Source organism: Kitasatospora sp. NPDC056273 (assembly GCF_042268845.1).
Classification (GTDB): domain Bacteria; phylum Actinomycetota; class Actinomycetes; order Streptomycetales; family Streptomycetaceae; genus Kitasatospora.
The window spans coordinates 1-12,697 of the sequence record NZ_JBHJSJ010000052.1; the positions used below are offsets into that span (position 1 = coordinate 1).

The 12,697-nt window shown below is 75.3% G+C and carries 12 protein-coding genes and 1 tRNA gene; 6 read left to right on the plus strand and 7 right to left on the minus strand.

Annotated elements, in window-relative coordinates:
• Nucleotides 1-55 precede the first annotated feature (55 nt).
• Together ACFCY1_RS32680 and ACFCY1_RS32685 are read right to left on the minus strand one after the other, a co-directional pair.
• Nucleotides 56-1,888 (minus strand): APC family permease, encoded by a 1,833-nt coding sequence (locus ACFCY1_RS32680; protein WP_375876928.1) that lies wholly within the window; start codon nt 1,886-1,888, stop codon nt 56-58.
• 406 nt (nt 1,889-2,294) lie between these two features.
• A tRNA-Tyr gene (locus ACFCY1_RS32685) sits at nt 2,295-2,375 on the minus strand.
• Nucleotides 2,376-2,595: 220 nt separating this feature from the next.
• Between ACFCY1_RS32685 and ACFCY1_RS32690 the strand changes: the two genes are divergently transcribed.
• Complete coding sequence (locus ACFCY1_RS32690) at nt 2,596-3,084, plus strand: YajQ family cyclic di-GMP-binding protein (RefSeq protein ID WP_049652087.1); 489 nt, start codon at nt 2,596-2,598, stop codon at nt 3,082-3,084.
• A 127-nt stretch (nt 3,085-3,211) separates the two neighbouring features.
• Here the strand turns inward: ACFCY1_RS32690 and ACFCY1_RS32695 are convergent, their stop codons facing one another.
• Nucleotides 3,212-3,706 carry a hypothetical protein gene (locus ACFCY1_RS32695; RefSeq protein WP_074004049.1) on the minus strand — a complete coding sequence of 165 codons (495 nt, stop codon included), beginning with the start codon at nt 3,704-3,706 and terminating at the stop codon, nt 3,212-3,214.
• A 702-nt stretch (nt 3,707-4,408) separates the two neighbouring features.
• Here ACFCY1_RS32695 and ACFCY1_RS32700 point away from each other — a divergent pair.
• From ACFCY1_RS32700 to mug, 3 genes are all read left to right on the plus strand, one after another.
• Nucleotides 4,409-5,488, plus strand: a complete 1,080-nt coding sequence (locus ACFCY1_RS32700) for a M24 family metallopeptidase (RefSeq protein WP_375876952.1) — start codon at nt 4,409-4,411, stop codon at nt 5,486-5,488.
• Nucleotides 5,489-5,657: 169 nt separating this feature from the next.
• Entirely contained in the window at nt 5,658-6,794 is a 1,137-nt protein-coding gene (locus tag ACFCY1_RS32705) for a phosphatase PAP2 family protein (protein WP_375876929.1), read from the plus strand.
• A gap of 14 nt (nt 6,795-6,808) precedes the next feature.
• The gene (mug, locus tag ACFCY1_RS32710) at nt 6,809-7,351 is read left to right on the plus strand and encodes a G/U mismatch-specific DNA glycosylase (RefSeq protein ID WP_049652089.1); all 543 of its coding nucleotides are present in this window, start codon (nt 6,809-6,811) and stop codon (nt 7,349-7,351) included.
• Here mug and ACFCY1_RS32715 read toward each other — a convergent pair.
• A complete protein-coding gene (locus ACFCY1_RS32715) occupies nt 7,291-8,316 on the minus strand; it encodes a LysR family transcriptional regulator (protein ID WP_375876930.1) in 1,026 nt (341 codons plus the stop codon). The two genes, mug and ACFCY1_RS32715, sit on opposite strands and share 61 nt — an antisense overlap.
• Nucleotides 8,317-8,465: 149 nt before the next feature.
• Here ACFCY1_RS32715 and ACFCY1_RS32720 point away from each other — a divergent pair, with 149 nt between their 5' ends.
• Entirely contained in the window at nt 8,466-9,470 is a 1,005-nt protein-coding gene (locus ACFCY1_RS32720; protein WP_375876931.1) for an NADP-dependent oxidoreductase, read from the plus strand.
• A gap of 39 nt (nt 9,471-9,509) precedes the next feature.
• Here ACFCY1_RS32720 and ACFCY1_RS32725 read toward each other — a convergent pair whose 3' ends face one another.
• Nucleotides 9,510-10,442: a sigma-70 family RNA polymerase sigma factor gene (locus ACFCY1_RS32725; protein ID WP_375876932.1), complete on the minus strand. Its 933-nt coding sequence runs from the start codon at nt 10,440-10,442 to the stop codon at nt 9,510-9,512.
• A gap of 74 nt (nt 10,443-10,516) precedes the next feature.
• Here ACFCY1_RS32725 and ACFCY1_RS32730 point away from each other — a divergent pair, with 74 nt between their 5' ends.
• On the plus strand, nt 10,517-11,218 hold the full coding sequence (locus ACFCY1_RS32730; RefSeq protein ID WP_375876933.1) for an NAD(P)H-dependent oxidoreductase: 702 nt from the start codon (nt 10,517-10,519) through the stop codon (nt 11,216-11,218).
• Between the two features lie 30 nt (nt 11,219-11,248).
• On the opposite strand, the gene ACFCY1_RS32735 is transcribed toward ACFCY1_RS32730, so the two are convergent.
• The gene (locus ACFCY1_RS32735) at nt 11,249-12,214 is read right to left on the minus strand and encodes a M48 family metalloprotease (RefSeq protein ID WP_375876934.1); all 966 of its coding nucleotides are present in this window, start codon (nt 12,212-12,214) and stop codon (nt 11,249-11,251) included.
• Nucleotides 12,215-12,217: 3 nt separating this feature from the next.
• Nucleotides 12,218-12,643 (minus strand): BlaI/MecI/CopY family transcriptional regulator, encoded by a 426-nt coding sequence (locus ACFCY1_RS32740; protein ID WP_049656591.1) that lies wholly within the window; start codon nt 12,641-12,643, stop codon nt 12,218-12,220.
• Nucleotides 12,644-12,697: the final 54 nt, after the last annotated feature.

The following is a 12,697-nucleotide window of genomic DNA, read 5'->3' on the forward strand; positions in this document are numbered from 1 at the left end:
GAACGGCCCCGGACGGCGGGCTGCCGTCCGGGGCCGTTCCGTACCCGTCCCCTGATCACATCCGCATGCGCAACCGGCAGACCACCGCGTCGGTGTGCCGCCGCAGGGCGCGGTCGATCACGGCGCCGCGCCGGTTCTGGAGCGCCCGCTGCCACCAGCGGGCCGGCTCCACCTCGGGGATCAGCACGGTGAGCCGGTCGTAGGCGTGCTCCGCCCCCAGCTCGTTGACGAAGTCGGCGATCGGCCGGCCCAGCCGGCGGTGGACGTCCGGGATCTCCACCAGCGGCACGCCCGGCCGCCACAGCTCCCAGTCCCGGCGCAGCGCCTCGGCGGCGGCCGGCTCGTGCACCACGGTCACCGCCATCACCTCGTCGCCGAGCGAGAGCGCCGCCGACAGGCCGTCCCTGGTCAGCCGGGTGATCGCGGTCACCGGGACGACGACCAGGCTGCGCTGCCTGGTCACCGGGCCGGGCACCCGGCCCAGCTCCAGCCGCTCGCCGATCCGCCCGTAACTGCGGTGGACCGCCTCGAACAGCACCACCAGCAGCGGCAGGGCCACCACGATGCCCCAGGCGCCCTCGGTGAACTTGGTGCCGGTGACGACCAGCGCCGCGACGCCGGTGAGCAGCGCCCCGAAGCCGTTCAGCGCGGCCTTCCACCGCCAGCCGGACGGCCGGTGCAGCAGCCAGTGCCGGACCATGCCGACCTGGCAGATGGTGAAGCCGACGAACACGCCGATCGAGAACAGCGGCACCAGGCTGTTGACGTCCCCGCCGGAGCCGGCCAGCAGCGCCGCCGACACCGCGGCCAGGAACAGCACGCCGTACCGGTACACCTGGCGGTCGGCGCGCAGCGCGAACAGGTGCGGGAGGTGGTTGTCCCGGGCCAGCAGGTCGAGCAGCACCGGCAGCCCGCCGAAGGAGGTGTTGGCGGCCAGCCCGAGCAGCACCACGGTGGCGAACTGGACGACGTAGAAGCCGAAGCCGTGGCCGAGCGAGGCGTCGGCGAGCTGGGCGAGCACGGTGACGCCCTCGACCGGCTGGAGGTGGAAGCGGCCGATCAGCACGGCCAGTCCGATCAGCATCACGCCGAGCAGGGCGCCGAGCGCGACCTCGGTGTGCTGGGCGCGCTTGACCCGCGGGGCGCGGAAGGAGGGGACGGCGTTGGCCACCGCCTCCACCCCGGTCAGCGCGGAACAGCCGGCCGCGAAGGCCTTGAGCAGCAGCAGCGCGCCGACGGTGGTGGCGTTCTCGGCGAGCGTCGAGGCGTGGCCGGCGGCGGCCGCGGTGCTGGCCGGGGCGTCCCGGAACAGGCCGACCACGACGATCGCCAGGATGGAGAGCACGAAGACGGCCGTCGGCGCCATGAACCAGCGCGCCGACTCGGCGATCCCCCGCAGGTTCACCGCGGTGACCAGCGCGAGCACCCCCAGGCAGAGCCAGACCCGGTCGTCGTACAGGCCCGGGACGGCCGAGGTGAGCGCGGCGACGCCGGCGGTGACCGAGACCGCGACGTTCAGCACGTAGTCGACGACCAGCGAGGCGGCCGCGGTCAGCGCGGTCCGGCGGCCGAGGTGCGCCTTGGCCACCGCGTAGGCGCCGCCGCCGTCCGGGAACGCCGCGATCACCTGCCGGTAGGAGGCCACCAGCACCGCCAGCAGCAGGGCGATCGCCGCGGTGACCGGCAGCGTGAAGCCCAGCCCGTACGCCCCGGCGGCGGCCAGCACCAGCACGATCGACTCCGGCCCGTACGCGACCGAGGCCATGGCGTCCAGCGAGAGCGCGGCCAGCCCGCCGAGCGCGCTGAGCCGGTGCCGCTCGTCTCCCGCGCCGGTGCCAGGCGGCTCGGAGTCGGCCGTGACGGCCGGGGTGGTGATGGCGCTGGACATCGGACGGGACCTCCGCAGTCGGTAGTTGGTCCGATCCTGCGGTCCGCGCGCCCGTCGCCCGCCGGGCCCCTACGCGTTCCTGACGCCGCCACGAGCGGCCTTGACGCGCCCTTGACGCGGCCGTCACGCCGCGTCGGCCTCCGTCGGGTGGCTGTTGGCGGGGGTGGGGCGAGCCGTTTGTCCCGGCGGTCGCCGGCTGGGAAGACGATCAGCTCTGTCGAAGGACTCCCACCCCCGGGCCCCACTCTGCTGCCTCTCCCCCGTAATTGCAAGTAATGTGCAATAAGTCGCCCCGGCGCCCGCCCTCCCGACTCCCCGCTCCCCCGCCCCCGGCAAGGCCGCCCAGGCAAAACGAAACAGCCCCCGATCCGCGTTTCCGCAGATCGGGGGCTGTTTCTCTATCCTGTGGCTGGTGCAGGGTTCGAACCTGCGTAGCTTGCGCGACAGATTTACAGTCTGCTCCCTTTGGCCGCTCGGGCAACCAGCCAGGATCTTCGTTTCCCGGGGTGTTCACCCCGTTCGACTTGGTAAACCATACCCGATGCCGGGGGGTGCTCCGCCACTCGATAGATCACGCGACGATCAAGAAACCGCGGGCGCCCGCTACGGGCGGGGCCGGTGTGGCGCTGGATAGGCTGGGGTCGCGGGCGCCCCCGAGGGGCGGGCCCGTGCCAGTGAAGACCAGAGCATCAAGGAGACCAATACCCATGGCCGACTCCAGTTTCGACATCGTCTCGAAGGTCGAGTGGCAGGAGGTCGACAACGCGATCAACCAGACCTCCCGCGAGATCGCGACGCGCTTCGACTTCAAGAACGTGGGCGCCGAGATCAGCCGCTCGGGCGAGAAGATCGAGATGAAGGCGAACGGCGAGGAGCGCGTGCGCGCCGTACTCGACATCCTCCAGACCAAGTTCGTGAAGCGCGGCCTGTCGCTGAAGGCCCTGGACGCCAACGAGCCCCAGCTGTCCGGCAAGGAGTACAAGATCTTCGCCAACGTCAAGGAGGGCATCACCACGGAGGACGCGAAGAAGGTCGCGAAGATCATCCGTGACGAGGGCCCGAAGGGCGTCAAGGCGCAGGTCCAGGGCGACGAGCTGCGCGTCAGCTCGAAGAGCCGCGACGACCTCCAGGCCGTGCAGGCCCTGCTCAAGGGCAAGGACCTGGACTTCGCGATCCAGTACGTGAACTACCGCTGACCCTCCGGTCGGCCGGTTCGACGGACGACGGCGCGGCCCTGCTCCCCGCTTCGGGGGCGGGGCCGTTCGCGTCGGCGGGGCCGGGGCGGGCGGCGGGGCCGACGGGCGGTGGGGCGCGGGGGTCGGGTCAGCCGGCCGACTCCGCCCAGCCGGCGGTGCTGCGGTGCCGGCCCAGGCCGACCGACTCGAACTCGTCCGCCCGGCCCTCCTCGGTGCGCGCGCCGATCCGTCGCAGGACGTGGGAGATCGGGGTGCCGTCGGCCGGGGCGGGCTCGAACTCGCCGATGGTGAGCGGGCCGAGGGTGACCGCGCCGTCCGCCCAGACGGCGGCGCGCTGGGTGCCGCTGCCGCCGAAGTACTCGGCCTCGACGCAGGCGATCGGGCCGGCCTTCGACCAGGCGGCCAGCCGGAGTTCGAAGCCGTCCGAGTGCCAGCCGAACCCGGCCCCGCCGCGGGGCTTGCGCACGCTGCCGTCCCCCTGGAGCGCGGCGAGGACGGCGGAGGTGACCGGGATCATCGCCAGCCCCTGTGCCAAGGGCACCACCCGGGCCGCCGGAACCTCCGCGGCCGCCACCGTCAGCAGCTCCCGTGTTCCTATCAGCGCCTGGAGTTCATAGGACATGGCGGCCATGGTGTCCCACCGCACCGACAGTCGGCCCGGAATTTATGATTCCGTGCCCGGTCGGAGACCGTAGAGCAGGCTGCGGGGCCTTTGGAGCGGTCCGCGGCCGGTCCGCGGGGCCCGGATCGCGCCGTCGGCCGCGGCTCCTCCGGTCCTGCCGCCGGTCACCCGCTCGGGTGCTCGCGGCATGCGGCGGCCGCGGCGCCCCGGTGGACTGGCCGGGTACGGCCTCTCTTCCCGACCCCTCCCCCGGCTCCCGCGCGGTCGGGCGCTCCCGGCCGGGGCCGTACGGAGGAGGACCGCATGCATGCGCCGGACAGACCCCCGCCGAACCGGACGGCCGCCGCCGCACCGGCCCTGGCGCTCCGCGGGCCGGCCCGCACCCTGCTCGGCCTCGTCCCGGCGCTGGTACTCCGACTGTCGGCAGGAGCGATCGCACCGACCCCGCCGATCGCACCAGCAGGACCGGCAGGACCAGCAGGACCGACAGGACCGGCCTCCGCCGGGGGCCGCGACGGCCCCGGCCGGGGAGCGCCGGACCCGCCGGCACCGCGCCGGCTCGCCGGGGCTCCCCCGAGGGCTTCACCAACTCCTCCCGGAAGTGATGGAGTTGACGCGACGGAGGCTCAGCAGAGCCCGTCCGGCCCCAGAGGAGGAACCGCCGTGCCCCGCCCCTTCACCGTGCAGGACCACACCGACCGGATGACCCGTGCCACCGCCGAGGCGACCGCCGCCGGACTGGCCGGCCTGGTCGTCGCCCCCGGCCCCGACCTGGCCTACCTGTGCGGCTACTCGCCCACCGCGATCACCGAGCGGCTGACCGCCCTCGTGCTCGCGGCCGGACGCGAACCCACCCTGGTGGTGCCCAAGTTGGAGCGTCCGGACGCCGAGAAGGCGGTCGGCGCCCCGGCCGTCCGGCTGCTCGACTGGTCCGACGGCGAGGATCCGTTCGCCACCGCGGGCCCGCTGCTCGACCCGGCCGGCCGGTACGGCGTCTCCGACAACACCTGGGCCCTGCACCTGCTCGGCTTCCAGGCCGCGCTGCCCGGCGTCTCCTTCACCTCGCTCACCGACAGCCTGCCGATGCTGCGCGCCGTCAAGGACACCGAGGAGCTGGAGCGGCTGGCCTCGGCCGGCGGCGCGGCGGACGCCGCCTACCGGGGCATCCTGGAGGTCCCCTTCGCCGGCCGCCGGGAGACCGACGTGGCCGCCGACCTCGGCGCGCTGCTCATCCAGTACGGGCACAGCCAGGTCGACTTCACCGTGGTCGGCTCCGGCCCGAACGGTGCCGACCCGCACCACGAGGCCGGTGAGCGGGTCATCCGTACGGGTGACACGGTGGTGCTGGACTTCGGCGGCCTCAAGGACGGCTACGGCTCCGACACCACCCGGACCGTGCACGTCGGCCCGGACGTCCCGGACGAGGTGCGGACGGTGCACGAGCTGGTCCGGCTGGCCCAGCAGACCGCCTTCGAGGCGGTCCGGCCCGGCGTCGGCTGCCAGGAGATCGACCGGATCGCCCGCCGGGTGATCACCGAGGGCGGGTACGGCGAGTACTTCATCCACCGCACCGGCCACGGCATCGGCACCACCACGCACGAACCTCCGTACCTGGTCGAGGGCGAGGAGCGGCCGCTGGTGCCCGGCATGTGCTTCTCCATCGAGCCCGGGATCTACCTGCCCGGCCGGTTCGGGGTGCGGATCGAGGACATCGTCACCGTCACCCCGGCCGGCGGCCGCCGCTTCAACAACACCCCGCACGAGCTGGGCATCGTGGCCTGAGGCCGCCGGACGGTGCCGGAAGGCGCCCGACGGTGTCCGCAGGTGCCCGAGGGCGCCTTCCGGTGCCTGACCGTGTGTCGAACCGGGTGACGACCGGGTCGGACGTTCTTACGATCCGGTCATATTTCACCCAGAGACCTCCAAGTTTGGGTTGCTAGTTTCAGTGCGCATGACCAAGACCCTCTCCCCGGCCCCGCACGACGTGCGGGCCGGGCAGCCGCGCCCGGTGCCTCCGCCCCGCCCCCGCGTGACGGGCTGGTCGAGACTCCGATGGCTGGCCTGGCCGCTCTACCTGACGTGCCTCCTCTGGTTCCTGCGCACCGAGGGCATCCCCGCGGCCAACGACGTGCTGTTCCTCTGGCTGATCGCCGCCCTGCTGACCGGCGCCGTGCACAGCGGGCACGGCCCCCGCGGCTTCCTCCTGGTCCTGCGCGACTGGGTCCCGGTGATGGCCGTGGTGTGGACGTACTCGCTGCTGCGCGGCTACGGCGCGCACACCCCGTGGGCCCCGCACTGGCTGCCGCAGCTGCGCTTCGACGAGGTGCTCGGCTTCGGCGAGACCTGGACCGTCCGGCTCCAGCACGCCCTCTACACCGCCGGCTCGCCGCACTGGTACGACTACGCCGCGGTGGCCGTCTACCTCTCGCACTTCTTCGTCGTCTTCCTGCTGCTCGCGGTGCTCTGGCGGCGCGCCCACCACCGCTTCCGCCAACTGCTCGCCGCCTACCTGACGCTCACCTTCGCGGGCTTCGCCACCTACCTCCTCTACCCGGCCGACCCGCCGTGGCTGGTCGCCCAGGAGGGCAACCTGCCGCACCTGTCCCGGGTGGTCTGGGAGGTGATCTCGGTGAGCGGGCTGCCGCAGGCCGACTCGCTGCTGGAGAACGGCAGCCAGTTCGCCAACGACGTCGCCGCGATGCCCTCGCTGCACTCCGCCTACCCGGCGATGCTGCTGTTCTTCTTCTGGCCCACCGCCAAGCGCTGGCTGCGGGCGGTGCTGGTCGCCTACCCGCTCGCGATGACCTTCACCCTGGTGTACGGCGCGGAGCACTTCATCATCGACGTCTTCGTCGGCTGGGCGTACGCGGCCGCGGTGGTGTACGGCCTGCGCCGGCTGCGCGCCCGCCGGGCGGCCAGGGCCTCGGCCCCGCTCGCGGCCCCGGCCCCGGTCCGTACGGAGGCGACGGCCGAAGGCACGGCCCAGGCCCCGGCCCCGGTCCGTACGGAAGCCTCGGCCGAGGCCCCGGCCGAGGGCACGGCCCGGACGGAGGCCCCCGCCAAGGGCACGGCAGACTTGGCCGGGTGAATCCGAGCGCACCGATGAAGCCCACCGCCGAGCAGCTGCTGGCCGCCAAGGACAGCACCATCCCGGACGTCTCCGGGCCCGGGCTGCGGGTGCTGTTCTGCGGCATCAACCCGGGCCTGTGGTCCGGCGCCACCGGCCACCACTTCGCCCGCCCGGGCAACCGCTTCTGGCCCGCCCTGCACCGCTCCGGCTTCACCGGGCGCCAGTACCGCCCGGACGAGCAGCGGGAGTTGCTCGCGCTCGGGCTGGGCATCACCAACGTCGCCCCGCGCGCCACCGCCAAGGCGGACGAACTGACCACCGAGGAGCTGCGCGAGGGCGGCGCCGCGCTGCGCGAGCGGGTGCTGCGGCTGCGCCCGCGCGCCCTGGCCGTGCTCGGCATCGGCGCCTACCGGACGGCCTTCGGGCAGCGCCGGGCCCCGCTCGGGCGGCAGCCGGAGGGCATCGGCGACACCGAGGTGTGGGTGCTGCCGAACCCCAGCGGCCTCAACGCCCACTACACCCTGGACGGGCTGGCCGAGGAGTTCCGCAGGCTCCGGGAGGCCGTCGGGGGCTGAGCGGCCGCCGGGGCCGGGGCCTCTTCCGGAGCCCCGGCCGGTGCCGAAGGACGCGCCGCCCCCGCGGGCCGGGCCGCCACCAGCCCGGCGGGCAGCGGCAGTTCGCGCAGTTCGCGGATCAGCGCCCGGACGGCGGCCGTCCCGGCCAGCTCGGGCGTGGTGACGTACCCGACGGTGCGGCTGGGCGGCCGCGGCCCGAGGTCGGTGACGGCGAGGCCGGCCGGGGCGCCGAGCAGGGCGGTCCGGGGCATGATCGCCATGCCGAGGCCCTGGGCGACCAGCGAGACGGCCACCGTGTCGTCCTCCACGTCCACGGTCGCGGGCGGGATCCAGTCCTGCCGCTGCCACCAGTCCCGGGTGTACGAGCCGCAGTTCTCGTCCCAGTCGACCAGCGGGAGTTCGCGCGGCGCCGGGTGGCCCTGCGGGTGCGCGAGCGCGTACGACTCCTCGTACAGTCGCACCGCGACCAGGCCCGGGACGGGCGGCGGGCCGCCCGCGTCGAGCGTTGCCAGCCCGAGGTCGGCGCGCCCGTCGGCGACCTCCCCGGCGCTGCCCCGGCCGAGCTCCCGGACGATCCGGACCCGGGTGCCGAGCCCGGGGTGGCGCTCGGCGAGCCGGGCCAGGACGGGTGGCAGCAGGTGGGCGGCGGCGCTGCGGAAGGCGGCGATCCGCAGGGTGCCGGTCAGCGGCCCGTCCGCTCCCGCGCCGCGCACCTCGGGGCCCATCGCGTCCAGCAGCCGCAGGATCCGGCGGGCGTACGCCACCGCCCGCGCGCCGCCCTCGGTGGGGCGTGCGCCGTGGCGCCCGCGGTCGAAGAGCACCGTGCCCAGCTTCCGCTCGCAGGCGCGGACGGCGTGCGAGACGGCGGACTGGGTGGTGCCCAGGCGTGCGGCGGCCGCCGTGAAGCTCCGCTCCTCCTCGACGGCGACCAGGGTCCGCAGCTCGTGCGGGGCGAGATCGGTCATGCGCCCGAATCTAATCCGCGGGCCCGCGATCCATCGATCCCGCTCATGGACCGGCCCGTTCCATCGACCGCCGCCCCTGCCCGGCCGCTCCCGCGCTTCCTACGGTGATCACGTCCCGCCAAGCCCCCCGCGCACCTGGAGCAGCCCCGATGTCCCGTCCCACCGCCCGCGCCGTCCACCTGGTCGCCCGCCCCGACGGCGCGCCGACCGCCGCGGACTTCGCCTTCGTCGACGAGACCGTCCCGGCCCTCGCGGCGGGCGAGGCCCTCGTCGAGAACCTCTACCAGTCCGTCGACCCGTACATGCGCGAGGAGATGGAGGAGGGCGGCTGGGCACTGCACGCCCCGCTGGAGGGCCGCACCCTCGGCCGGGTGGTGGAGTCCCGGGCCGACGCCCTGCCGGTCGGGGCGCTGGTCCAGCACCGCCAGGCCTGGCGCACCCTCTCGGTGGTCACCGCCGAACGGGCGAGCCTGCTCCCCGACCTCGCCGGCGTCCCGCTCAGCGCCCACCTGTCGGTGCTCGGCGGCACCGGCCTGTCCGCCTGGGTCGCGCTGACCAGGATCGCCCGGCTCCAGCCCGGCGAGACGCTCTTCGTCTCGGCGGCCGCGGGCGGCGTCGGCACCGCCGCCGGACAGCTCGCCCGCCTGCTCGGCGCCGGCCGGATCGTCGGCAGCACCGGCTCCGCCGCCAAGGCCGCCCGCCTCACCGAGCGGCTCGGCTTCGACGCCGCCTTCGACTACCACGACGGCCCGATCGCGGACCGACTGCGCGAGGCCGCGCCGGACGGGCTGCACGTCTACCTGGACAACGTCGGCGGCGACCACCTGGAGGCCGCCATCGGCGCCCTGCGCGAGCGCGGCCGGATCGCCTGGTGCGGCGCGGTCGCCCAGTACAACCGGCTCGGGAACCCGCCGGCCGCCCCCCGCAACCTGTTCGACGTGGTCGGGAAGAGCCTGCGGCTGGAGGGCTTCCTGGTCCGCGACCACCTCGACGCCCGGCCGGAGCTGTACGACTTCCTCATCCCCCACCTGCGCTCGGGCGCCGTCGTCCCGGACGAGACGGTCGTGGACGGCTTCAACCGGGTGGTGGACGCCTTCCTCGGCATGCTGCGCGGCGAGAACACCGGCAAGATGCTGGTCCGGATCGCCGACTGACCACCCCGTGCCCCGCCGCGGCGCCCACCCCGGCGGCACTCACCCGGGCAGCGGCAGCACGGCCAGGTCGAGCGCGGCGAGCCGGGCCGGATCGGCCACCACCTCGTAGCCGGCCACCCGGCCGTCCGCGACCGCCATCCGCAGCACCAGCCGCAGCCGCCCGTCCGGGGCGATCAGGATCCCGGGCACCCCGTCCACCAGGGCCACCGCGCCGTACCGGGCCCGGCGGCCGAAGACCGTGGTCTCCCGGGCGACGGCCTGCGCGCCCCGGGCCACCAGGGCGCGGCCCGGTGGCAGCGCCGCCGGATCGGCCCGGCGCACCACGTCCGGCGCCAGGACGGCCAGCAGGTCGGCCAGGTCCCCGCCCCGGGCGGCGGCCAGGAAGGCCTCCACCACCCGCCGGTGCCCGGCCAGCGGCTCCGGGGGCAGCGCGGCCGTCCCGCGGACCCGCTGCCGGGCCCGGCTGGCCAGCTTCTTCGCGGCCACCGGGGTCCGCCCGACGATCGGCGCGATCTGGTCGAAGGGCACCGCGAAGCCGTCGTGCAGCACGAAGGCGACCCGCTCGGCCGGGCCCAGCCGGTCCAGCACCACGAGCAGCGCCCGGCCCACCGACTCGACCAGCAGCGCCTCCCGCTCCGGCTCCGGGCCGCCACCCGCCGCCTCCGGCAGCGCCTCGTCGGCCGGCTCCTCGCGGCGCGCGGCACGGGCCCGCAGCAGGTCCAGGCAGATCCGGGAGACCACCGTGGTCAGCCAGCCGGGCAGGTTGTCGATCTCCGCCGGACCGGTGCGGACCAGCCGCAGCCAGGCCTCCTGCACGGCGTCCTCGGCCTCGCCGGTCGAGCCGAGCATCCGCTGGGCGATCGCCCGCAGCCGGCCGCGCTCGGCCTCGAAGCGCTCCTCCGGCGCCTCGGCCCGCCGCCCCGGGGCCGCCGCCGCCCCGGCCGCCGCTCCCGACATCGCGTCCCGGTCCATCGGTCACCTTTCCTCGGCGCGGCCCGTCACCGCTATGACGATCCGTCCCCCTCCGAGGTGACCGGGAGACCACCATGACCTCCACCACGCTGCTCCACCTGGACTCCAGCATCAGCCCGTCCGGCTCGGTCAGCCGCGCCCTGACCGCCCGCTTCGCCGACGCCTGGCACGCCCGGCACGGCACCGCCGGCCGGGACCGGTACCGGTACCGGTACCGCGACCTCGCCGCCGACCCGGTGCCCGCGGTGCGCGCCGCCTACGACGCCCTCGGCCGCCGCACCGAGCGCAAGGGGATACTCCCGCTGGACGACATCGGCCGCCTCGCCGAAGGGCCGGACGAGGCGCACGAGTGGACGCTCAGCCGCCCGCTGATCGAGGAGCTGCGGGCCGCCGGCACCCTGCTGGTCGGCAGCCCGATGTACAACTACACCGTCTCGGCCGGCCTCAAGGCGTGGATCGACCGGGTCACCTTCCCCGGCGTCCACCACGACCCGGAGACCGGCGAGCCGCTGCTGCGCGACACCCGCGTGGTGCTCGTCGCCGTCCGCGGCGGCGGCTACGCGCCGGGCACCCCGCGCGCCCACTGCGACTTCCAGGTCCCGTACCTGCGGGCGTACTTCGACCGGATCGGGGTCGCGCCGGAGCACCTGCACGTGGTCACCGCCGAGCTCACCAGGGCCGCGGACGTCCCGGCGCTGAACGCCCTCCAGCCGCTCGCCGCCGAGTCGCTGGCGGCGGCCGAGGCCGCCCTCGACGAGCTGGCCGCGACGCTCTGAGCCGCCCTGACAGGCCTGGCCGGGCGGCCGCTACAGCGGGGTGACGGCCTTGAGCACCACCAGCAGGGCCACGGCGGCGTTCAGCGCGCACAGCGCCGACACCGCCGTGCCGATCGCCGCGACCATCGCCGCCAGGCCCGCCGGGGTCTTGGCCGGCGGCCAGTTGCGGGAGGTCGGCACCGGGCCGAGCAGCGCGGCGACCCGGCGCGGCACCGGGCCGGCGGCGGCCGCCGCCGCGGTCGGCGTCGCGAAGGCCGCGAAGCCGGGGGCCGGGGCGGCGTGCGAGACCAGCGCCGCCCGGGCCACCGCTCGCGCGGTGATCCGGCGGTCCCCCACGGCCTGCGCCGACTCCTCGTCCGCCCACCGCTCCGCGCTGAACGCCACCGCGTGCTGCAGCGGCCGCAGGAACGGGTTGACGCAGGCGGCGAGCTGGGTGGTCAGCAGGTACCGGTGGTGCCGGTGGCGCAGGTGCGCCCGCTCGTGCGCGAGCAGCGCCTCGCGCTCGTCGGCGGCCAGGCCGGCCAGCATCCCGGTGGAGACCACCACCCGGCCGGGCGAGCCGGGCAGCGCGTAGGCGTACGGGCTGTGGTCCGGCAGCACCGCGAGGTCGCCGGACTCCCCCGGCTCCGCGGGCAGCCCGCTCAGCGCCCGGCGGGCCCGGTTCCGCACCCGCAGGTGCCGGACGACCGTCCGGGCGCAGGCCAGGACCACCAGGGCCAGCAGCCACATCGCGGCCGTGCCGACCGTCTCGTGGTACGGCAGCGCGGCCCGCACCTCCGGGTCGGACCAGCTGTCCGGCAGCGGGTTGCCGGGGATCTGCGCGGTGCCGACCACGCCGATCAGCCCGAGGCAGAGCACGCTGCACACCGCCATCACCGCGCTGATCACGGTCATCAGCCGGGCCGCGCCGCGCGGATGCAGGTGCTGCTCGGTCAGGCGCGCGATCGGGACCGCGGTGAGCGGCAGGACGAGCGGGAGGAAGACGAAGAAGCCCACGGGTCAGCTCTCACGGTCGGGCGCCGCCGGATCGGCGGACGCGGCGTCCAGCAGCGCCCGCAGCAGTTCCTCGTCGTGCGGCAGCAGCGCGCTGACGAAACTGGCCAGGACCGCGTCCCGGTCGGCCTCCCCGTCGAGCATCCGGCGCATCCGCAGCGCGGCCAGCCCGGCGGCGTCCGCGGAGGCCTGCCACAGGTAGGAACGGCCGGCGCGGGTCCGGGTCACGGCGTTCTTGGCGTGCAGCCGGGACAGGATGGTCATCACGGTGGTGTACGCCAGATCGCCCTCCAAGCGTTCCTGGACCCACCCCGCGGCGGCCGGGCCGGGCGCCTGCTGGAGCACCGCGAGCACCTGCGCCTCCAGCTCGCCCTGGCCTCGTCGTCGGGGCGGCGCGTCCCCGGCCGTCGGGGCGTGCCTCTGGTCTGCCATGACGGCCCACTCCCTCCGGATGCCGCGCCCGGACCGGCGGGCGCGGGTTCATCC